This is a genomic window from Echinicola marina, assembly GCF_020463795.1.
Classification (GTDB): domain Bacteria; phylum Bacteroidota; class Bacteroidia; order Cytophagales; family Cyclobacteriaceae; genus Echinicola; species Echinicola marina.
Window position 1 is genome coordinate 1,199,865 of sequence record NZ_CP080025.1, and the last position, 22,421, is coordinate 1,222,285.

Here is a 22,421-nt window from a genome sequence, read left to right on the forward strand (position 1 = left end):
GAAAACCTGATAAACTGGGATTTGAGATTCGTGTAATAGGAACTTTCCGTGAAGATCACTTGATCTTTGAGGTCTCCTCGCTGGTCGAAAGGCCAAATGCAAAGTAACCTCCTTCTCAGCAATAAAGATTTGGGATTGTTTAACTGCTCAGGCTGCTTATTTCTTAGCTTGTAACTAATGACCCCGGTTTAGTCATACGAAATCATCCGCTAAGCAAATAGCAGTTAAACAGCTTTTAGCTTACCATTTATTATTCAAGACTTCCTGCCCAGTACACCCTCAAACACTTTCCCCATATTTTGAATATAAGCTTCAATAGAAAAATCCTTGATCACCCTTTGTTGACCAGCATTTCCCATAGTGATTCTTAAGTTTTCATCTTCGATTAATTGCTCAAAGGCTGTTGCCGCTTTAGGAGCATTGTCCCAAGGCACCAAATAACCGGTTTCACTATCCAATACCATTTCCATTGCCCCACCATGATTGGTGGCCACCACTGGCTTTCCAGCAGCCATGGCTTCCAATACAGTGGTTGGCAAGGGATCTGGAAGAATGGAAGGAAGCATAAAGATATCCAAGCCACTCATGATATTTGGAATATCTATGCGGTAACCCAAATCCGTTACCTTACCTTCGAGTCCATTTACTTTGATTTTGGATTTTATTTCATCGTATAGATATTCATATCCCGTAAAGGCATCTCCCACCATCACAAAATGAATATGATCATATTTATCAGCAAGCTGCTTTGCCACATCCAAAAAGTAGGTCTGTCCTTTCCAAAAATGTACCCTAGCAATCATTCCAATCAAAATGGTGTCTTGGGAAATACCTATTTCAGCTTTAAGATCAGAATGAATTTCCTTGAAAGGCTGGTAGTCAATACCATTGTAAACCAATTTCAGCTTATTTTCTTGAACATTAGGCTTCATATTTTCCAAAACAGGGCCCGAAACTCCAATGATTAAATCACCAGTATAATTAATAAAATAATGGAGCATGTACTTAAACCATTTAGGATTTTCAATGATTTCACGTATATGCCATACGTGTTTTACTCCAGACACCCTACTGATAATACCTCCAATAACATTAGCGTTGGAGTTAGTGTAAATAAGCTTAATGTTTTCCTCCTTAATCAACTTAAGAAGCTTACGTCCAGCTCTAATGAGTTGTGCGGTCAATGCAACTAAACCTGAAGGGGAAAGGTTTTTCCTTCTTAGAACTCCATGATCCAGTATAATTACTGTCACGTTTAATTGTTCGATTAAATCTTTTAAAGGTCCCTCGTAAGGCAAAACTACTATGGGCTGCATTCCTGCTTCCATAGCCGCCATCGTAGATCTGACAAGACTTTTACTTGCCCCGTATAAATCGGCAGCACTGTGAATTATTAATATTTTATGCAAAGCTTTGTTATTGATTTTTGGCGGTGCCACTTCCAAAAAGTTTATTTTTTATCTGCACGAGGGCATTGTAATTTTGAGCAAATAGCTTTTTGAAATAGGAGCTATCTTCTTTGGGAAACCAATCAGTTGTTCTTGGTTTTTCTATAAACATCTTGTGTTCTTGGTAAGCATAGGTAGCGATGGACGTTCGGTATTTTCCATCGGGAAAATTGGTCATATCGTAACCATGCAGGGTATAAGGTCCACACTGTTGAATGATCAACCGATTAAAAGGCACACCCAATTCCTTCTCCTCATCGGTCCTAAGGTCTCGGATTTTGAGCCCTCCTTTGTATTCCGGCTTCCAGTCTTTATTGAGGTAAAGAAGCAGGTTTAATTCCCGGTACCAATTTTTGTGGATAGGATGGTAGTTAAAGTCCAAGTGCATGTCCAAAAAGCTGTTCTTTTTACCCTGATGGAGTCCTCCTCCGTGATTTTTGGGATCGACAAACACCTCTTTTGCCGTAATAAAAGATAAAATCTTATTAAACCTTTCGGAACTTAGATCCTCATATAAGGCTCTCAACTCGGGGCATATTTCCTTATAATTGGACTTCTCAAACTTATTATTTGCAAAAACATAGTCCCTACTTTTATTGTCCAGTTCTGGAATGGCTTGATAAGCGGCTTCCAACTGGGCTTTGTCACAAAAATCATCTATGACCAGATGTGGATAGGGATGGGCTGCCAAATAGCTGACCCTTAGTCCCTCTAAGTTATTCTCCAGTTGCTCAAAATTGATCATTTTTCTTTTCGTTTGCTTTAGACTTGGCTGGTTGATGTTGGATTTATTTTCCGACTTTTGATGATGCGGGCAGGGTTTCCACCTACAATAGAGTAAGGCGGTACGTCTTTGGTCACCACACTTCCGGCAGCTACCACTGACCCTTTGCCCACCGTCACTCCGGCCAAAATTATGGAATTACTGGCAATCCAGCAATCATCTTCTATCTTGGCAAAGGACCTGGTCACCCCCTGTTCCATCATCGGGCTTTCGGTGTCGTCAAAATTATGATTTTCGGAATAAATGCTTACCCTGGGTGACATCATCACGTTATCACCAATTTCAATATATCCAGAACAGCCGATATATGCATAATGGCCTATACTGGAGTTATTCCCTACTTTTAGTCCGATACCAGGTTCTCCCCCATAGAGGTTGGTAGGACGGATAATGGCATAGTTACCTACTGTAACTTTATCTCCAAATATGATGCCTTTTTGGGAAAGACAATTGATCTCGCAGTTATCCTGAGCGATAAAATTCTTGCCAACGGAAAGGTATCGGGCTTGACGGATGGTAACTCGCTTTCCGATCAGCAACATTCCTTTGGAAGACCTGAACCACATTCTGCGGAAACTCCCACGGACAAACCACACAGTCATGCGCAGCAATACGGCTAAGGTGGAAAGGCTGTCCCAGTCTCTATTAAACCGGTCAGATAAGTCCAGTCCGGTTATTTTTGTAATGGATTGCTGGATAAAATTTGCCATCTGAAATACGTTGAATGGTTGTGGTGGAGAAAATAATATTCTACTATTTATATTGAGACTGAAAATAACTATATAGTATCAAGTCTTAAGACAATTTCTTAATTGTAACGCTTTTCCCCTGAGGTTTCATGGAAATTCTGTCATTCTATATGCTACCTGATGAAGCGAACATTATCTACTATTTATTCAATTTAAGTGCGAAAAACTTCGGTTGAAAGCCTGGTAACAGATGTAAGTAACTGTTCCTCATTCTATCAAAGGGACAACGCTACAGCATCCTTAAAAAACACTCCTCCAAATCATCTAAAAACCGCTGGCCTCCAAATCGGATAAGTCGTTTATTCCCTTTTTCGATCAGTGATTTCCTTAGCGGAACGTCTTCCACCACGCGCCCCATCACCTCTGCAAAAGCCTCCATCGTGTGATCTTTAGGGTAGATCACTGCATCCCCCCCCACCTCCATCAGGGCACCCTGCTGGGAGATAATCACAGGTAGCTGGTAAGAAAATGCCTCTAGCACGGGCATCCCAAATCCTTCATTCAAAGATGGGAAAATATAGACAAAGGCGTGCTGATAATAGCTTTCCAATACTTCCCTGCTTACAAAACCCGGAAAAACCACTTGATCCCCTAACCCTAACTGATCCACTTCCTGAATGACATTGTCATAGTCATCCAATTCCTTCCTGGGCCCCCGCTGCCCTACCAATACTAGCTTTATATCCGTCTTGTCGGTTTCTTTTAGGAAATGTCCATACGCCCTGACCAATGTTACCAGGTTCTTTCGCTTTTCCATGACCCCGACATGGAGGAAGTAAGGAGATGAAAGCGGTCTTTCGGATGTAAGGGTCGGTTTGGCGACCACATTGGTAGCGGGATAGACCACGTGGACTGGCAGTCTAGGGATACCTAGGTATTTTTGAAGCTGTTTTTTGGAGTATTCGGTAATGGTCACCGCTTGGGCATTTCTATGAAGGGAAAAATCAAGCAATGCCAAGAAGTACCTGCGCCAGTAGGAATTATAGTGGTCAGGATTTTCCCAAAAAGCCGCATCGTGAATAACAGATACTTTCACTCCCCTAGACCAAAGAGGCGAAAGTATATCGGGCGAAAATACCAGATCACTTCTGTGCCAATGCGTCAAAATCGGCAGCACAACTGCTTTTCGCAAAAAATAGAGTAGCTGATACAGCAGGTTTTTCCATTTGGGGGTTTTGCCTTTAAAGAAGGTACTTGATTTTATGGAAGCATAAGAGGGACTTATTATGTACTCAAACTGTGGATCCACAGCACTTTGCACACTCTCGATCAGCGCCTCAGTATATGTTCGGATTCCTGTCTGTGCAACATGGAGGTAATAGATGTCAACAAGGATTCTTTTTTTCCTATCCTTTGATTTTAAACTTCTTTTCAACTTGTGTCTGTTTATCCATCTTGACCATCTATAGTACTTGAATCTAAATAGGCGATTAGTTACTGAATAACCCTAATTTAATCACCTTTGTCTGTCTTAAGTCAAGTTCTCTATGGACAAGTCTAATGGAAACCTTTATCAAATGAGACGATTTTTGCGAGAAATCTTATCAACTTCTCTTGGCAAGATCCACGCTGGATCACCTTTCTGATTGTACAATTGGTACCATTTATGATCTGGAATCGTATTCTTTATACCACAGCGCCAAAACATACAGTCTCCACACAAGATGTGAATAATCATACTTTCCATCTAAAAGTAAATTCATTTTATTTTTAAATTTCGCAACATTCAAATTAGGTATCTTTTTTAAAAAATCATCATTTAATTTCTCTACGACATCTTGTCTTAACTCGCTTGTCAGCCATTTATCCATGGGGACTATAAATCCTCTTTTAGGTTGATCAAACACTTCTTCCGGTATATAGTTAGACAATATATCTCTAATGATTTTCTTTCTTATTTTTCCATCATACCTATATTTCACCGGCAAAGTTCTCGCAAATTCTACAATACGATAATCTAAAAAAGGACTTCTCACTTCCAGAGAAAATGCCATACTTGCCCTGTCCACTTTTACATTACTATCATTTTCTAACCATAGTTTTATATTCAAATCTGCCATTCTTTGAATAGAACTTTTTGCCCATACTTTGTAGCCGTTATAATATTTTTCCCAAAGAAATTTTCTTTCTTTCTGTAAGGAATCATTCCTCATAAAGAGATTCCATGAAAAATCATCAGAACTTTTTGCTCCTAACATTCCCTTAATGGTTTCGGGTCTTCTTTTAAACAACCTATGCCATGGAAATCTGCCTAATATTTTTCTGACAAATAATGGTATGATCTTAATTTGGTTGAATTTATATAATAAATCAAAATGTGTGTATCCTAAAAAACTTTCATCCCCTCCATCTCCTGAAAGTGCCACGGTTGCATATCGCTTCGTTTCGGAACTTAACAATAAAGAAGGTAATGCTGAATTATCCGAAAAAGGTTCGTCATAAGCCTTTATCAAGGTCGGAAGCATATTTAAAACATCTTCTACTCTACATATGGAATTTCTATGATCAGAACCAATTATTTCAGCAAATTGTTGGGCAATCTTACTTTCATCGTATTTAGGATCTTCAAATCCAATGGTAAAAGTATTAATAGGCTTTTCTGATAATTTAGAGGCAATTGCAGCAACCAATGATGAATCTATTCCCCCGGATAAAAACACTCCAAGAGGGACATCTGACTGCATTCGAATTTTTATCGCATCTTTGAGAAGTTCATGAAGCTCTTCCTTTGCCTGCTCATAAGAAATGTCTCGTGTTTCTATTGATTTAAGGTCCCAATATTTTGAAATAGTTTTTGTTTTCTTTTTCAGATCAATAATCATATAATTTCCCGGAGAAAGCTTATAGGTGTTTTCTAAAATAGAATATGGACTTGGAACGTACCCATAATCTAAATATATGCTAATGGCTTCTTCTGAAATTTTGGCCTTCTTTTCTATTAAAGGGCTCAATTGGCTACATATTTCAAAAACACCATTTTCCCAATAGTAATAAAATGGCTTAACGCCCAATCTGTCTCTAGCACAAAAAATTTCTTCCCTTTCAATGTCATAAATTGCAAAAGCAAACATCCCATTCAACTTGTCTAATAAATCTTTCCCCCAAACGGAGTATCCTTTTATCAGTACCTCTGTATCGCTTGATGTTTCAAATGAAAATCCTAATGTAATCAACTCATCACGAATAGATTTGAAATTATAAATTTCACCATTGTAGGTTATATAATAATTTTTGAAATTATATGGTTGGTTCGATCTTACATTCAGGTCAATAATAGAAAGACGAAGATGTCCTAAAGAAATATTATTGATTTTTTCTATCCCTAAATTATCTGGACCTCTAAAATTAATTTTTTCTAACTTATCCCTAATTTTTTCTTTTTCATAGGGAATATTAGTCATATAAATTCCACACATAAAATTACATGTTATTCTCTTCAATAACGACTAACTTCCTTCCGATCCAAACTGACCTTTCATTAGCCCTTATCCTCTAAACTAATCGCCATTTAACCCGAAATATGCATTAGCTTATCTATTACGGACTGAAAATACTTTAAAATCAGTCGCTTTGCTGCTGTTTTCGACTTCACCATAGCGGTGCTATGCCTCAGTCTCCAAACAGTCTGATTTTCTTGCATTTTCAGCCCTCACTACGATTGCTAATGCATAATCCGGGTTTAAATGATTAATAATACAAAGTTTTACTTTGTTGTTTGGTATATTGACTATTGACTTGTCAGTACGGGTAGATTACCATCGGATATACATTTGCCATAAGTTTTTACACTCAGTCCCACCATCCACCAACTCACCCAAGACACGAACGCAAATAGCTCAGCATTGGCTGTAAAAAGCGGTAAAAGTAGTCCTACCTTTACCGTAGCCGCTACAAAGGCAATTCGTGCTAAATGAATATTATCTGTTTTTCTAAATGCTCGTACGGATACCCATATTCCAACAACCAGAATAGCTATGTACAGTAACATTCCCAACACGCCTAATTGAACCCCAAATATCAAATACTGGTTTTCCCCGCCAATTCTTAAGTCATCTGTAACGCCTGTAGCATTTCCACTTGTGGCCAGTCCTGATCCAAATGGGGCGATAACCATTTGGTTAAAGGCCTCTATCCACGCAAGAAGGTGTCCTACACTAGAGGCATTTTCAAACGTAATAGTATCCAATACAAAATAGTAAAACTCATCTGAAGCGTAACCTATCACATAAATTACAAAAATGACAAAAAGCCCTATCCCAAACTTAATAAGATTGTAAAGCCTGAAAATAACAGCTATAAAACACAGCATGATAAAGAAGGAAGCGAAAGAAGATCTGGAAGCTGTGAACATCAAACTTCCCATCGCACATAGCATCACTAAAATAAAAAACCATGATTGTTCTCTCTTTGAGGTGAGAAATCCAATAAGAGCCACTGAAAATCCTAATAAACAAGAACTGGCCAAATCCAATGGATCTGAGAAAAATGATGCCAAGCGCATCCCCGTCGTTTGAGTCTCAAATGTCCAAGTAAGCCCATAATTTCCAGAAGGTTCAACATTATTGATGGCCTGATTATAAAGAGCATAGCCACTAATGTTTTGGAAATGGATATGGGCGACTTTTTCGAAAATATTCAGTCCAAAGGCCAAAATAAATATGCCCATTAACATCACAAATACCGAACGGTATTCCCGGTCAGCAAGCGAGGTATTTCTCCCGAGGAAAAACATAAGGCCCATAATCAGGACATTTTTGAAGTATTTGGCTTTTGTAATGAAATCAGCTTCACCTACAGGCAAAATCAAAAACAGAAAACATAAACCGTAAAAGCTCAAAAACAACTTGTCGATCAATTGGATCCTGAATCTATACTCGAAGACGTTTCGCTGGTAAAGAACATAAGATCCCAATGTGAGCAACAGCACTGCTTCCTTCAAATATTGAAATAAATTGACAAGAAAGACAGATCCAGTTGCCTGATAGACGATGCTTAATATAGATATATAAAAGGGCAAATAAAGTATGAAAAAGAAAATAGCCCACTCCCATTTCCCTTTAAAAACAATCCTATCAATCGTAATTGACATTAAAGGAACGACATATAATATGACCGCTAAAAAAAGCACTTAATTAATTATTATTCTCAAACGGGATTATATTAATTCTTTGACATAAAGTACGTTGTAAACCCTCGTCTATATCTATATTCCTTTACCAATTCATCATCAGAAAACACTCGCTCATTTGACTTTCTGCCTATAAGGTAAATCCATGATGCTCCCTCCAAAGTACTTTGCCTGCACTTTGTAAAGTAATCAAAGTACTTCATCCAGAACAAAGCATAGGTTCTAATTAACCTAAGGAAAATCCGAACATAAAAAATATTTAAAAAACCCATAAAAAATACACCAAAGCCCAAGCAAATACAGTCCCAGCTTCTAAGGAATTCCCTATTGCTATTTCTTCAAATCTCCAAATTATGAAGAATAGGCTTTTCTCTTTACTGACCAGAATAGGAATAGATTCACTATGGGATATTTTTCCCGCTTTCAGAAACCAAATATTGCCCAGTTAACATCAGCTTCCCAGCTGTTTGGGGCACCTGATCAAATCCATCCAAGCATTCCGACTAATATTTCCTATAGACATCAATGACCTATTTCTTCCAGAAAGAATACATTCCCTCATCCAACTCATACTTTTCCCATGTAAAACGATCTCTATGGGGTTGTTTTTGTGCCCAGTCCCACATTCTAGATAAGCCATCTTTCAAGGGAATATGATCACTATAATTTAAAAGATCCTGAGATTTTTTATAGGTTGCAAATGCAAATTTCACTTCATGTCTGGCCTCAAAATGCTTTATGGAGTGCCCTCCTACCACCTCAGCCAAGGTTTCTGCAGCTTCTTTTAGAGAATATTCCTTCGTTCCTCCTAAGTTGATAATCTGTTTTGATGTTTCAGTTGAGCTAGCTGCAATCCACAAGGGCTGTAGAATGTCATCAATATATGAAAAAGCCCTTTTTTGTTCTCCGGTGCCAAAAAGCGAAAACGGTTCATTATTCAACTTCTGATACATCCAAATTCCCAAAACGTTTCTATATCGGTCCCATATATTTTGGTTGATTCCATATACATTATGGGGCCGGATAATACACCAATCCAATCCATGTTGCTCTCCTGCCACCTTTATATCCATTTCGCAGGCATATTTTGCAATACCGTATGGATCTATAGGAGCTGGCTGGTCATCCTCATCAAAAGGAGGATTCCCTACTCCATAAGTGGCCATACTTGAGGTAAATACCAGCCTACCCACATTGTATTTGATACAATTGTTGATAATATTGGCAGTTGCAATTAAATTATTCTGATAGTTAAATTTACGAATAAAGGGACTCAAGCCTTCGGCCGCATAGGCGGCAAAATGATAAACATATTCTATTTCATTTTCGGAAAAAATACTTTCCAAGTCGTCCGTAGCTAAGTCAAGTTGGTGAAAATCAACTTTTGGATTGACATTAGAGAGATATCCTCCCATTAAATTATCAATTCCTATTACTTTGTACTCAGTTTTATGCTCAATTAGCCAATCAGCTAGTCTTGACCCCAACAATCCAGCGACACCTGTAATTACAATAGATTTCATTTGTTATATACCTTTTAAAAAGAGGCCTTCCTTAAGCCCTCGAAACATAAATTTGATTTTTATAAACCTTCCCCTCACTAGAAAATAAGCAAAATATCCTGCATACTTGAACAAACTATAAAGACCTACCGGAACTGAATAATACCACGGTATATATTTCCTCAAAAACCAAATATGGTTTCTTGCATTTAAATAATGGACAATAGGGTTTAAATACCCTTCTTTACCCTTTTCTTTCTTCTTATGGGACATGCCTGCTTCATGATAAACAATAGAAGAAGGTTCTATGTACAGTTTATAACCCAACTCCCTGATTTTAAATGACCAATCCACATCCTCATAATAGATAAACAGCTTATCTGTCAACCCCCCAATTTTCTCAATAATCTCTGACCGCACAAGAAAACAACAACCTGTGATCCAATCTACTTCTTTGTATTGATCATATTTTGCCTTATTGGGTTCATCCTTTCCTATCGTTTGAGTTAACCCCAAAAAAGGGTGAAAACGTCCCCCAGCATTCCATATTCGCTCTTTCTGATTTAGAAAATAAAATTTAGGCTGAATGGCACCAATTTCTTTATCAGCTTTCATTCTTTCCATCATTAAGCTCAAAAAATCAGGCAAAACTTCCGTATCATTATTTAAGAGCATCAGGTACTCAAAGCCATTTTCCAGTGCAAAATTAATCCCAGTATTGTTTCCACCAGTAAACCCGAGATTTTTTTCATTCCTTAGCAGTACTATTTCCTCAAATTTACTTTCTAGCCTATCCCCTGATTTATCAGATGATGCATTATCCACCACTATAATTTTATAATTACCATAGGAGACTTTCCTAAGTGATATAAGACAATTCCTTGTGTGGGTATAGCTATTCCAATTAACCAGAATAATGGCTACCGAAGGCTCTCCTGTAAAATTCATTAAAAATATCCGGTTTCTTTTTATGTATGAGTACTGAACAAACGGCAAATATAACCAATTCGGTTGATAACAAGGAATATGCCAATCCTATTCCATTAAATAAATATGAAAGAACTGATGCTGTTATTATCATATAAAAACAGAATATCCAAGAGGAATTGAACAGGATCTTTTTTTGATCCATAACCAAAATCAACACCATATTGGCGATATTAATGGTGCCAAAAAGCGGTACAAAAGCCAATATCCTCAGGAACGCAATAGATTCTTGCATTTGACTCTTCGCAAGCACTTTAACGATAACAGGAGCCATCACATAAGTGGAAATGGTAATCAATATTGCCAAAAAAAGAGCTGTCCTATAAATTTTTTTAAGAAAGCGATAAAATGATTCCCTATCATTCTGATAGAGTTTACTTGCATTAGGAAATACGGCCTGGATGATTATGGTGGGAAACATCCGTAAAACCATGCTGACCCTTTCTGCCAAACTATACATCCCCAAGACGGGAGCTGAAGCAAAAAAACTTAAAATCACAATACCTCCATTGGTTGAAATATGAGATGTCAAGGCTGATAGGAAGAGATAAATATTATTGCGATATGACCTGAATATCCTTCCCAAGCTTGGATGATAAAGCCTTATCCCAAGCTCGATATGGACATAGGCAAGTAAAAAAAAATTAATCAATAGTGCCGATCCTCCAAAAAAGAAATTCACCCATTTAGCATCTTCAGGGGCTTGAACGAACAGTACAATTCCTAGTAGATAAAGAAGTTTACTGAAAACATTGGCCACAGAAACCAACTTCATCTTTTCCAAACCCTGAAAAAACCAGACCGGCAAGGTGGCCTCCGAAAAAAGCATCAGCAACGAATAAATCAAAATGACCTGATATTCCGGAAACAGATCAAAGCCCAATATAGCTACAGCCAAACATAGCGTGGCCACAGTGGCTAACAACAACTTGCTAAAGATCACATTGGATAAAATATCCGACAAAGCCTGCTGGTCTTTTTGGTTGAGGGCTACTTCTCGAGGACCACTCAAATTATATCCAAAACCTACAAAAACATTGGCTATTAATATTACAGAAATGGCCAAACTCACCAAACCAAATTGATCTACCCCAATGGACTGGATCAACAGTGGCATGACCATCAATGAAATAAGGATATTGGAAGATTGGATGAACAATAAAAAAATAAAGTTCTGAATAGACTTGTGCCTTATCAGTTGAGAAAAACTAAGGGATGTAAACCGCTCTAGCATGAATTCCTACTTAGTCCTTTGATTCCTTAATATTGGCCTGATAGAGCCTAGAAATATAGAGGTATAGAAGGGCTATAAAAAATGCAACTATACCTCCTAGGAATATCCCTATGTACCATTTAAGTTTTGTTTCTGTAAGTGGAAATCTCGGTTTATCAATAATCTGAATTAATGGAGAACTATTTCTATGATTGATCTTGGCAATCTCGAGGTTTTTTACAATTTCTGTATAGGCACTACTAGCCACTTGTACGTCCACCTGCTTGCTTTTTTCCTCAACGCTAGCTCGCTGCATAAGCGGATTGGGATTAGGACGGTCATCCCTCATCCCTGCTAATTCCAATAGCCCCTCATCCAGGACACGCCTAAGACTGTCTGCCTGATTTTGGAGAATGGCCACATTTTCAGCTGTCTTTTTGGTTTTGGTTTCAAAATAAAACTCATTGACATTCTCCACCAGTTTGTCATTATAGGCTTTGGCAAACAGCTCATCTTTTGAAGTCTGGGTTACCTTAATGATGCTCAGCTTCCTGTCTGGCTTGGACACATTAAGTTCCTGCTCCCTGATGATCTTGGCGATGGCCTTCATCACACTATCCTGCTGAACAGTAAAATGCTCCCTGTCCACCGTAAAATCCAATTGCTCAAAATCCACCTTATCCGCCCATTTATGATCCAACTCGTGAAACCTAATGTATCGCTCTACCAACGGCTGTCCATCGATGTCCCCAGCAGGGGTGAGCAAGGTCTTGATCAACATATGATCTGATCGGTAAAGCTCCATGATATTATCCCCTTGGAACAAGCCACTACTTGAACCTAAAGAACCTAAATTTATCCCGGCCAAACTGGCCAAACCAGATAATCCTCCCATTCCTCCACCATCAGACTCCTCTAATACAAAAGTGGTCTCGGCCGTGTATTTTGGTTTCTTTAGCCAAGAAGCCAAAAGACCAAGTATACCACCAATCACCAAAGCTATCAATAAAAACCTTCCTTTGCTTTTAAAGAATTTCAACCAATCCCTGCCTCTCTGAACCAGTTCTCCAAAAGTAATTTTGTCGTCAATAATATGTTGCTGGTCTGCCATTAGTTTACTTATTATTGATTTATTTGAGTGATCACCAATACCAAAGTCGCTAAACCGGATGTCAAGCCAATAATTTCTCCCAGTCGAATTGGCGCCCGTGGCCCTTTAGAAGGAACGATCACCTCAGACCCTGGCTCTACCTTTGGAAAGGATTTCATAAACAAAAAGCTTTTTGTTCTAGCCACTTCTCCATTAGCATATACCACATAGGTTCTCTTCTTTTTAGCCCGGGTTTCGAAGCCACCTGCTCGATCAATATAATATTTCATGCTCCGGTTGTTTTCATACCGCACTGTGGTCGGATAGATCACATCTCCCCGCATCCTCACCGTTTGGAGTTGCTTTGGAACGCTAATAATGTCCCCTTCCTCCAAAATAAGATCATACTTTGAGCCCGGATTTTCCATGATAGCGACCAAATCAATGGCAATAGCTTCTGTCTCTTTGATCTTGATGGCTGTCTGAGGCCCTTCTACCTGACTGATATCTTTTAAGGTTTCTTCTTTTGTTTTGATGATCAAATCACGCTTTGAATTCTGTTGATTGTCTTTTCCGGTTTCCTGTTCCAGTCTTTGTTTTTGGTTGGATTGCGCCTCTGAAGGGTCGGTAGCTTCCGCATCTAACCTTTCAAGAAGCTTTTCCATATTTTTTACTTTCCTAAGTCTTTCTGACTCGGTATTATAGAATTCAGTTCTTCGGATTAATGTGGCTCCCTTTGGATAAGCAAAGCGGGTCAAACCTCCAGCTCGTTCTATAACATCAGAAATTCTTTCCTCAGCCCCACGAAGTGCAAATTCACCAGGTGCATTGACCTGTCCATCCACCATAACTACTTTTTCTAAGGCAAAATTGGGCTTCCTTCTTACAATCACATTATCAAAAGGCTTCAACACAGTTGAATTAGCATTAATACTTAGGTCTTGATTCACATTGGCAGAAATCAATTCAGCAATTTCACCCTCATTCTCACCCTGTAATCTACGGGCGATCTCCAGATCGTCCAAAGACGCCGCTTCATTAAAGCCACCAGCACTAATGATCAAATCCTCCACTGTCATACCTTCAGAAAAAGGATAAATCCCCGGGTTCCTTACCTCTCCGGAAACTTTCAAATAATACTCATCTTTCAAGTCATAAATGGAAGCTATCTTGACGATATCATCAGGTTCAAGCTGAAAATCAGCTGATCCGCTGGTGACCTGATTCAGGTCCACTTGGATGACCGAGGTACTGAGGTCATCGGCTGTCCTGATAATGCTGGCCCGTTTCAAATAAGCCTCTCCTTTTAGCCCTTCGGCCTGATCAATCAACTTTGATAGGCTCAGGCCATCTGTTAAGGCATAATTCCCCGGTCGATATACTGCTCCTTTTATTTGAACGCGATTTTTATACCGATCGAGGACATCACCTACTTTATATTGATCTCCTCCTTTTACTGTAAAAATATCATATTGTCCAGCAAATACATCCGAAACGGCTTTTTCCTTATCGGTGTAACGCGTCACACTTACTCTCTCCGTATAAGCATTATCGGTAAAACCTCCAGCATACCTCAAAATATCACCAAGGGTTTCTCCTGCTTTCGCTTCGAAAATCAAGGGACGCTTTACCGCACCTTCTAATTTCACCCTGGACTCATAGGGTTCTACCAAAATCACATCTTGGTCTTGTAGCTGAAATCCCATATTGGCCTTTCCATCCACCAAAAAATCATAGGCATCAATAACCGCAATTTGTTTATTATTCCTGATCAGCTTGATATTTCTCATGGTGCCATTAATATTGGGACCTCCAGCTGCATAAAGGGCATTAAAAACCGTACTGAAAGCACTCAGGTTAAAAGTCCCTGGCAACCTTAGTTCTCCTACCAAATGAACTTTTATGCTCCTGATATTGCCCAATGAAACCTGAACAAAGGTACTTGGGCTTTCACCTTGCATTTCCGAATAATATTGGGACAACCGATTTTTAATCACCTTGCTGGCGGCATCTACAGACAAACCTGCCACACTTATTGGCCCAACATTATCCAATATCAAACTGCCTTCTGGAGTGATGATGGCTTCATAATACTGTTCTGAAGCCCCATATACATCCACATAAAGTAAATCTCCTGGTCCCAAAACATAACTTTTTGGTGTCGCCTGATTTAGGCTGGGCTCAAAAGTCAATTTCCTTTCTTTTTGATAAAATAAATCCAGTCCAAAATAGGGCTGAATTTCTTCTAGCTCTTCTATTTCCTCTTGATTGCTTAGGACCCCTTGCAAGATTTCATTTAAGTCCATCTGTCGCCTAGGTTCCCTACTGGCAGTACTTGAACTGGACTTCATAGTGGTGCTCGGCCCATCAAGTTTCTCCACTCTCTTGGCCAGCTTCTCTAATTCCATGGTGGACATTCCCCTGGCTTTGGCCATTTGCAAAAGCTCCGCTTGACTGATCCCTGCATCAGCTGCCTTTTTTACCATTTCCCTGATTTGGTCATCCGAAAGTTCATCCACCTTAATATTGGCTATATCTGAAACAGACTGGGCTTGGAGCATTGATTCACTGGCAAAAAGCAGGGCCAGTGCCATCATCAAGCCCAGAGGAATTGACTTTAAAAGTTTTATCATCTTATCTATTCTCATGTTTACTTTAAGTTTACTGTGCTCAAAACACAGCTTCGCCACCTCACTCACAGTTGAGTGCTATCCATAGTTTTCAAAAGCTTTTATGCAGAATACTGAAAACCATCGTAAAGATAATTATTCCGAACGATTGAGCCCTATTCTTAAGAAGTAATTAGGCCATTACTATCCTGACAAATGAATCCACATCGGCCATAATATCTGCTACTGGCCATAAGGAAGCAATCTAGGAATATTATGAAGTGGATTTCGCTATCAACTATTATGCTCATTAATTAAACAAATCCTAAAAAATCAATTTTTACAAAAATACCCCCCCTACTATTCTGAGCAATTCTTACAAATTTCTATTTGACTTCTATCCTGAAGAAGCTGTTGCCTAAATCCCTTATAGCGGGCGTTCTTCCATACTTGGCTTAGACTTTCTCGTATTAAATTCCCCATGACATGGCTGGCATCCTTATCAAAACAACAAGGAACAATGTCCCCATCCCAAGTCACTACAGCTCCTTGCCACATTCTCCAGCATTTGTTCTTAATCTCCTTCTTGAGCTTCCACTTGCCGTTTTTGAGTGGAAGATACCTGGAAAACTTGAGTGCTGATGGGATCAATTCAGAACCATTTTCATAATCATAAATTTGTGCTGTTTTCAGCTGTAGCTCATCCACTTCTAGTTCTTTGGCCAATTGCCGTATCTGGGGAATCTCATGTTCATTTTTTCCGGTTACCAAAAACTGAAAAATCACCTGTGGATAACTTGATTGTTGCGCTTTTCTTTCTTGGATCAATAGTTCAATACCCGACTTGACCCTGGACAGGTCACCTCCTATCCTGTATCGCTCATACACAGATTGTGTAGCTCCATCTACAGAAACAATCAGCTGCTTTAATCCAGAACGGACCACTTTAGCCACCGTTTTTTCATTTAAATAATGGGCATTGGTGGAAGTGGCCGTAAATATCTTTTTCCTATCAGCATAAGTCACCAAATCCAAAAAATCAGGATGAAGAAAAGGTTCTCCCTGAAAATACAAATGCAAATAGCTTAGGTGGCTAGCTGACTCCTGAATGATTTTATGATAAGCAGTTTTTTCCAACATACCCCTTGGCCTGGTAAAACTCCTCAAGCCTGAAGGACATTCCGGACAGCGAAGATTACATCCTGTAGTGGGCTCTATGGACATAGCTGTTGGCAAACCTTTAATCTTCGGACTTCTGGTGATCTTTGACCAATAAAATGACACATAAAGTAAACAAATATTGGTCAGCTTTGCCCATGTTAGATAGCCCAAATAAGCCTTGCCCAATTTCCATTTACTTTTCCAGTTCATCTAACTCCTAAATTTTCCATTATACCATAAAAATAAACAGTGTATTTCATCATTTAAAAAACATGGTTAATTCTCCTCTGGATCCAAAACCACTGATACCCCATGAAACACCCCATTCAATGCATGTTTATTTATATAATCACTGACCAAAGCCGCTTGATTTACCCTAGGGCCTTCAGCGCTCAATTCCAACTCATGGCCCTCAAGCCAGGTAAACAACCGGTCTCCATCCCTAAAGTCCTGGGTAAATACCCTTCCCAAAGCCACATGGTACTGCAAGGTAGTTTTTAAAAGTGTCTCATCTATTTGATAATAACCTGACACACCTAATTCTTGGTACCAAGCATTGAAGGCCTGATTATTGGGTGCAAAAATAGTAAGTGGGCCAATATCCTCTCCCTCAAGATCATTAATAAGCCCTGAATAGATCATGGCGGCCTCAAACTCTGAATAATCTGCGGAAGTACTACTCTCTGATAGTAAAAACAAAAGTGACTTATTAGGTGCGGTATAAACCATATCAAGGCGATTGATCAATCCGTTTCCGGCATTGATATCCCTATTCATAATGGCCGCCTGGCCATTTATCCATAATCCATCTTCTAAGTCCCTGCCAAAATACATCAAAGCTCCTTCAATTGTCTCCAAAGGACCTGGAACCAAATCAGTCGATTCCACCTTCCCCTCCAAAACAAACAGAGACATAAAGTCCTTCAAATTAGTAGAAGACAGCCAGTCTTCTTGCGAAACACCCTGTTTTTCAAAATAAGTCGCAAAAGCTTCATCACTTGGAATGAATACGGTATATTGCCCTTCTCCAGACAACAGTTCATCAAAGCCAGTTTTCCTAAGTCCCTCCACAAAAACAGTAAATCCCAAACTTTTGGAAACCTCCATTATATTCAAAGTCACTGGTTCCAAAACTTGCCCCAGGCCATGGATTGCACCATTTGAGGTAGTAATATCCTTGACCAATATCTTCACTTCAGAATTCACCATCAACTGCCCCTCTTCTTCTGAAACAAACCAAAAATATCCTGGAAGTATCGTCTCCTGTATCTTATTCAATAGCGAATCGCTGCTCTTTGATGCTTCGGCCAAATGATAACGAACAATTTGCTCCCACTCTTCTGATGTCCTGTCATCTACAGATTGAATCCCGATCTCTTCAAATGCTTTATTCGTAGGTGCCAACAAAGTAAACTCCCTGTCGCCATCCAGCTCCTCTTTCATACCTGTCTGTTCCAATACTTCCGACAATATTCGAAAGTTAGGGTCTTGGTTTATAAATTCGGTAATGGTAAATTGTTTAAAATCTGGCGGAATAGTTTGCTCCTCCCGACAGCCCAACAATAAGCCTATGGCCATTGTAAATAAAAACAGGCCATATGATACACTTAAATGTTTGGGCTTTCCAAAATGCATAGCTGAGTGATTTATTAAACAGAATTTTTGTAAAACTACAAATACCGTGCTTAAGTTTACCTTTACAAATATAGCGCTATTAAAAAAAATCCCGACCTTTTATTCAAATACCAGAAAATATCCCTCCCATGAAAAAAAATCCTCTGCTATTTCTTGCTTTACTAATTGTCCTATTCTCTTGCAAAAAGGAAAGTCAAAATTGCGAAATTTCCGAGGAAGTTCAAGCTGTTCAGGTAGACCTAAAAATAGAGCGATTAGAGGACCTGCTTTTTGAAGCCAAGGGTCAAGGAGACATCTCCTATTTTTTGGAATCCCATCCTGATTTCTCTGCCAAATACTTACAAGAAGACCTGTACCCAAGCAAAGAGGCACTGATTTCCACCCTTATCGAAATCCCCAATGACACCTTAATGCAAGAACTTTATGAGGAAGTAACGGCAGAATTCCCCAGTATCAGACAGGTAGAACAAGACTTGGAAACTGCCTTCAAACATATCAAATACTTTTATCCATCCTTCAAAGTTCCCAAAGTCTACACCTTTGTCAGTGGCTTTACTTCCGACATTTACCTGGATGAAGATATGCTGGTGATAGGATTAGATTACTTCTTGCCCAATGACCATCGGTTTCAACCGCCAGAAATGCCTGAATATATTGCCAAAAGATATGATAAGGATCACCTTGTTCCCATGATCATCACCGCCATTTCTTCTGTATTCAATGAAACAGATCTGCAAGACAACACCCTCTTGGCAGAAATGATCTATTATGGAAAGGCCTACCATTTTACCAAATCCATGCTTCCATGTACACCAGAAAAATTTATTATTGGCTATACTCCTGCAGAACTGGCAGCTTGCTATTCCAATGAAGATTTTATTTGGACACACTTAATAGAAGAAGAGGCAATATATGAAACCAACCCTTTCAATATCAGAAAATACACTGGGGAAGCCCCTGCTACCGATGTGATCAGTCCTGACGCTCCCGGAAGGGTCGGACGGTGGGTAGGCTGGAATATAGTCGATGCCTATAGTGAAAAAAATAATATTGGTCTTAAAGACTTAATGACTGAAAAGGACGCTAAGAAAATCTTTATGCAATCAGCATATAAACCTCGTCAATAGTGGGTAAAGGGTATTTCTTGGGATCAAGTGTAAATAGAAGTCTGCTGAGGGCTTTCTCTTTCGAAAAGTGTAACACAGCCAGATCACTTGCCCTGTGTTTCATTCCTTTGAGCCGCTTCCTGTCTGCATCCAAAGCTTCCATTTTTGCGATTCCCAAATCCATTTTTTGGGAATCGTACACTACCCCTATCTTATTTCGCTTGACCAAATTATAAACCCATCCCTTATGATTCACCATAATAGCATTTCCCATGGCTATGGCATCAAAAAACTTATTGGGGCTGTTAGTTTTAAGCACCGGAAGATGGTCAAAGGAAATAAAGGACACATCCGTAACCGATAGTAATTTTCTTACGGCCACCTTGTCCCCAAAGGGTAAAAACTTAAGATTGTTCAGCTTTTTCTCCTTTGCTATGATCTTAAGCGCTGCCAATCTTTTTCCTTTACCCATTATGGCAAATTGCCAATTTTTATTTCTTAGTTGTGCCTCTTCAGCAAAATCCAACAATTCACCCACCGCATTGACATCCCCAATAGCTCCCGTGTAAGCAAAACTCAAAGCTTCCTTTTTCCAGTCCAATTCCTTAAGATATTCCTCATCTTTTTGGAAACTGGGCTTAAAAAACTTCACATCCGAAAAATTGGGGATCAAACTAATATCACCAGCAGGAACAATGTTTTCAATATAATTTCTTATACCGGGAGAAAGGGCAACAATCTTTAAAGCATGCTGGTAAATCCGCTTCTCCAGTTTATACAAAGCCTTTTTCAATACGGGATTTTTCACCGCTCCTACCTGAACAGGTGCCTCCGGCCAAAGGTCCCTAACCTCAAAAATATAAGGTAATGCCAGCCTGCGCTTTGCCCACAAACCAATCAGTCCAGTGGTCAAAGGAGTTGAGGTAATGTACAGCAAATCTGGTCTATTTAGCTTTTTCAACAACTGCTTGGCCAACCTCACAAAGCTAAAAAAGGCCACTGAGCGTTTAGCAAAGCCAAAGGTATTGTCATAGGCTACCGGAAGATAATGGACCTTGATCCCTTCCACCATTTTGAAATCATATTCTCCCGATGAATGGGCTGTGATCATTTCTACTTCCACACCAGTCTCCACAAGTCCTTTGGCAAGATGGTATGATCTTACTGCGCCACCTTCTTCGGGAGTTACGAAATACTGGTGAATATAAATGATTCTCATTTTATTTTTTTCCTATACCAACCTGCAAGCACAAAAAGGTTCCAGATTTGAAGGAAGCTATCATTAATGTATAAACTTGGCTGCTTAGCTAAGTTAAGCATTTCCTCAGGAAAGTTTCGCCCTTCCTTAACCTCAAATTCCCTGATTTCCTTAAAAACTTTCTCGCGAAAACCTTCATGGGACTTCAGCCATTCTTTTATGGGCAAGCCTAATCCTAACTTTTTCCTTACGGCCAATTCCTTAAGCCCTGCATCCTCAAGAAGCCCTTTGATCCATTCCTTATTGCTCAATTGGAGATGCACTTCTTCATCAAGGGATAAACTCAAATCCACTAGCCCCTTATCCAAATAAGGGGCCCTTCCTTCAATCCCATGACACATCAATGCATTATCATGAATCTTTAAGATATCATTGACCAAATAATATTGCCTATCCCAGGTAAGTGCTGCCTTATAGGGGGGCAAATCCTCTGGATAATATTTTAAGAATGCTGCGATATGTTTTTTAGGTATCCTTTGCAAAGAACTAAAATTCAAAAAAGTCACATCATCTGATGCATCCACTGCATGGGCCATCTTACGACCCTTCCTGCCCAAAAGAGGCAAAACCTTTCCCATCTTTGCTACTTTAAGCATTGTCGCTTTATTTTTAAGGAAATACCTAAATGCAGCATGTCTGCTGTATCCGCTGAACAGCTCATCGGCCCCAGCTCCGCTGACCAAGATCTTCACATACTTTTTAGCTTCCTTGGCTATCATCCAGCTGATGAAACTGGCACTATCACCGATTGGCTGATCCAGATCCCCCAAATAATTTCCCCAGTTTTCCAAAACTAAATCTGGGGTAATCACCACTTCATGATGGGCAGCATTGTATTTTTTCGCCACCTTTTTTGCATATTTTGGATCAGGATAGGCCCTTAAGTACCGGTCTTCAAATGTAAGCGTAAAAGTATGCAGTGGAATTCCAGTTTCCTCCACCCAGGTATGGAGCAGCAAACTGCTATCTGCCCCCCCGCTCAACAATACGCCTACAGGGACATCTGCCTGAAAATGCCTTAAAACTGCCTCGGTCAACAAATTCTTAAACTGGCCCTTATCGGCTACTCCTATTTTTTTTACCTTTTCCTTTCGTTTATAGGAGGATAAAATTTTGCCCTCAAAATCCAATTTTAGCATCTCACCAGGCTCAAGTTGCTTCACGGATTCATAAAAACTCTTACCCGGAAAAGCATGCCTGGAATAAAAATAAGGTAAATACTGTTCTACATCGATACTGCATTCTATCAAACCTGAGGAAACCAGGGCCCCAGCTTCTGAAGAAAAGAGCCATTGGCTTCCATGGTGATAATAATAAAGTGGCTTTTTTCCATAACTATCCCGAGCAACAATTATTTGCTCCCTCCGGCTATCCACAAAAACCAAGGCAAACATCCCCTCAAGATCTCCTAGTCCCTGCTCCCCTTTTTGCATCAACCAGCGCAGCAATACCTCACTGTCCGACCTGCTTTCAAAAGTAGCTCCTGATTGAAGCAAGTGATTCCTGAGCTCTTCAGCATTATAAAGTGCGCCATTCCATACCAAAAAATACTGGTCAGCAATACTGATAGGTTGATTGGCCCAATCGCCAAGATCAACGGTTTTTAATCTATTACCTGCAATAAACAACTGCTCATTAATAGACTTCCAGGAGGATTGATCAGGACCACGGTGCCGTGTGGACTCCATCATTAACCGTATGGCTTCCTGACCTCTAAGAGGAAAATTTAGCGCTAGATTAATTCCGCACAT

16 protein-coding genes are annotated in these 22,421 nt (G+C 39.5%); 1 reads left to right on the forward strand and 15 read right to left on the reverse strand.

Going from position 1 to position 22,421, the window contains the following annotated elements:
* Nucleotides 1-254 precede the first annotated feature (254 nt).
* The 13 genes from KZP23_RS04955 to KZP23_RS05015 all read right to left on the reverse strand — a co-directional run bounded on the left by KZP23_RS04955 (nucleotide 255) and on the right by KZP23_RS05015 (nucleotide 18,306).
* Nucleotides 255-1,409 (reverse strand): glycosyltransferase family 4 protein, encoded by a 1,155-nt coding sequence (locus KZP23_RS04955; RefSeq protein ID WP_226334995.1) that lies wholly within the window; start codon nucleotides 1,407-1,409, stop codon nucleotides 255-257.
* Nucleotides 1,410-1,416: 7 nt separating this feature from the next.
* Nucleotides 1,417-2,193: a 2OG-Fe(II) oxygenase gene (locus tag KZP23_RS04960; protein ID WP_226334996.1), complete on the reverse strand. Its 777-nt coding sequence runs from the start codon at nucleotides 2,191-2,193 to the stop codon at nucleotides 1,417-1,419.
* Nucleotides 2,194-2,210: 17 nt separating this feature from the next.
* The gene (locus tag KZP23_RS04965; RefSeq protein ID WP_226334997.1) at nucleotides 2,211-2,942 is read right to left on the reverse strand and encodes an acyltransferase; all 732 of its coding nucleotides are present in this window, start codon (nucleotides 2,940-2,942) and stop codon (nucleotides 2,211-2,213) included.
* A 268-nt stretch (nucleotides 2,943-3,210) separates the two neighbouring features.
* Complete coding sequence (locus KZP23_RS04970) at nucleotides 3,211-4,356, reverse strand: glycosyltransferase family 4 protein (RefSeq protein ID WP_226334998.1); 1,146 nt, start codon at nucleotides 4,354-4,356, stop codon at nucleotides 3,211-3,213.
* Nucleotides 4,357-4,585: 229 nt separating this feature from the next.
* Entirely contained in the window at nucleotides 4,586-6,397 is a 1,812-nt protein-coding gene (gene asnB / locus KZP23_RS04975) for an asparagine synthase (glutamine-hydrolyzing) (protein WP_226334999.1), read from the reverse strand.
* A gap of 311 nt (nucleotides 6,398-6,708) precedes the next feature.
* A complete protein-coding gene (locus KZP23_RS04980; protein WP_226335000.1) occupies nucleotides 6,709-8,070 on the reverse strand; it encodes an O-antigen ligase family protein in 1,362 nt (453 codons plus the stop codon).
* A 569-nt stretch (nucleotides 8,071-8,639) separates the two neighbouring features.
* The gene (locus KZP23_RS04985) at nucleotides 8,640-9,632 is read right to left on the reverse strand and encodes an NAD-dependent epimerase/dehydratase family protein (RefSeq protein WP_226335001.1); all 993 of its coding nucleotides are present in this window, start codon (nucleotides 9,630-9,632) and stop codon (nucleotides 8,640-8,642) included.
* Nucleotides 9,633-9,635: 3 nt separating this feature from the next.
* Complete coding sequence (locus KZP23_RS04990) at nucleotides 9,636-10,559, reverse strand: glycosyltransferase family 2 protein (protein ID WP_226335002.1); 924 nt, start codon at nucleotides 10,557-10,559, stop codon at nucleotides 9,636-9,638.
* Nucleotides 10,516-11,832 carry an oligosaccharide flippase family protein gene (locus KZP23_RS04995; protein ID WP_226335003.1) on the reverse strand — a complete coding sequence of 439 codons (1,317 nt, stop codon included), beginning with the start codon at nucleotides 11,830-11,832 and terminating at the stop codon, nucleotides 10,516-10,518. Before KZP23_RS04995 ends, KZP23_RS04990 begins: the two co-directional genes overlap by 44 nt.
* Before the next feature lie 10 nt (nucleotides 11,833-11,842).
* On the reverse strand, nucleotides 11,843-12,922 hold the full coding sequence (locus tag KZP23_RS05000; protein WP_226335004.1) for a GumC domain-containing protein: 1,080 nt from the start codon (nucleotides 12,920-12,922) through the stop codon (nucleotides 11,843-11,845).
* Nucleotides 12,923-12,933: 11 nt separating this feature from the next.
* Nucleotides 12,934-15,534 carry an SLBB domain-containing protein gene (locus KZP23_RS05005; protein WP_449506049.1) on the reverse strand — a complete coding sequence of 867 codons (2,601 nt, stop codon included), beginning with the start codon at nucleotides 15,532-15,534 and terminating at the stop codon, nucleotides 12,934-12,936.
* Between the two features lie 336 nt (nucleotides 15,535-15,870).
* A complete protein-coding gene (locus KZP23_RS05010) occupies nucleotides 15,871-16,881 on the reverse strand; it encodes a radical SAM/SPASM domain-containing protein (protein WP_226335006.1) in 1,011 nt (336 codons plus the stop codon).
* Between the two features lie 66 nt (nucleotides 16,882-16,947).
* Complete coding sequence (locus tag KZP23_RS05015; RefSeq protein ID WP_226335007.1) at nucleotides 16,948-18,306, reverse strand: fasciclin domain-containing protein; 1,359 nt, start codon at nucleotides 18,304-18,306, stop codon at nucleotides 16,948-16,950.
* Nucleotides 18,307-18,434: 128 nt separating this feature from the next.
* On the opposite strand from KZP23_RS05015, the gene gldB reads away from it, so the two are divergent.
* Nucleotides 18,435-19,433 (forward strand): gliding motility lipoprotein GldB, encoded by a 999-nt coding sequence (gene gldB, locus KZP23_RS05020; protein ID WP_226335008.1) that lies wholly within the window; start codon nucleotides 18,435-18,437, stop codon nucleotides 19,431-19,433.
* Here the strand turns inward: gldB and KZP23_RS05025 are convergent.
* Together KZP23_RS05025 and asnB (KZP23_RS05030) are read right to left on the reverse strand one after the other, a co-directional pair.
* Nucleotides 19,402-20,631 (reverse strand): glycosyltransferase family 4 protein, encoded by a 1,230-nt coding sequence (locus KZP23_RS05025; protein WP_226335009.1) that lies wholly within the window; start codon nucleotides 20,629-20,631, stop codon nucleotides 19,402-19,404. The two genes, gldB and KZP23_RS05025, sit on opposite strands and share 32 nt — an antisense overlap.
* Nucleotides 20,628-22,421 carry an asparagine synthase (glutamine-hydrolyzing) gene (gene asnB / locus KZP23_RS05030; RefSeq protein ID WP_226335010.1) on the reverse strand — a complete coding sequence of 598 codons (1,794 nt, stop codon included), beginning with the start codon at nucleotides 22,419-22,421 and terminating at the stop codon, nucleotides 20,628-20,630. The genes KZP23_RS05025 and asnB (KZP23_RS05030) overlap by 4 nt, the downstream gene beginning before the upstream one ends.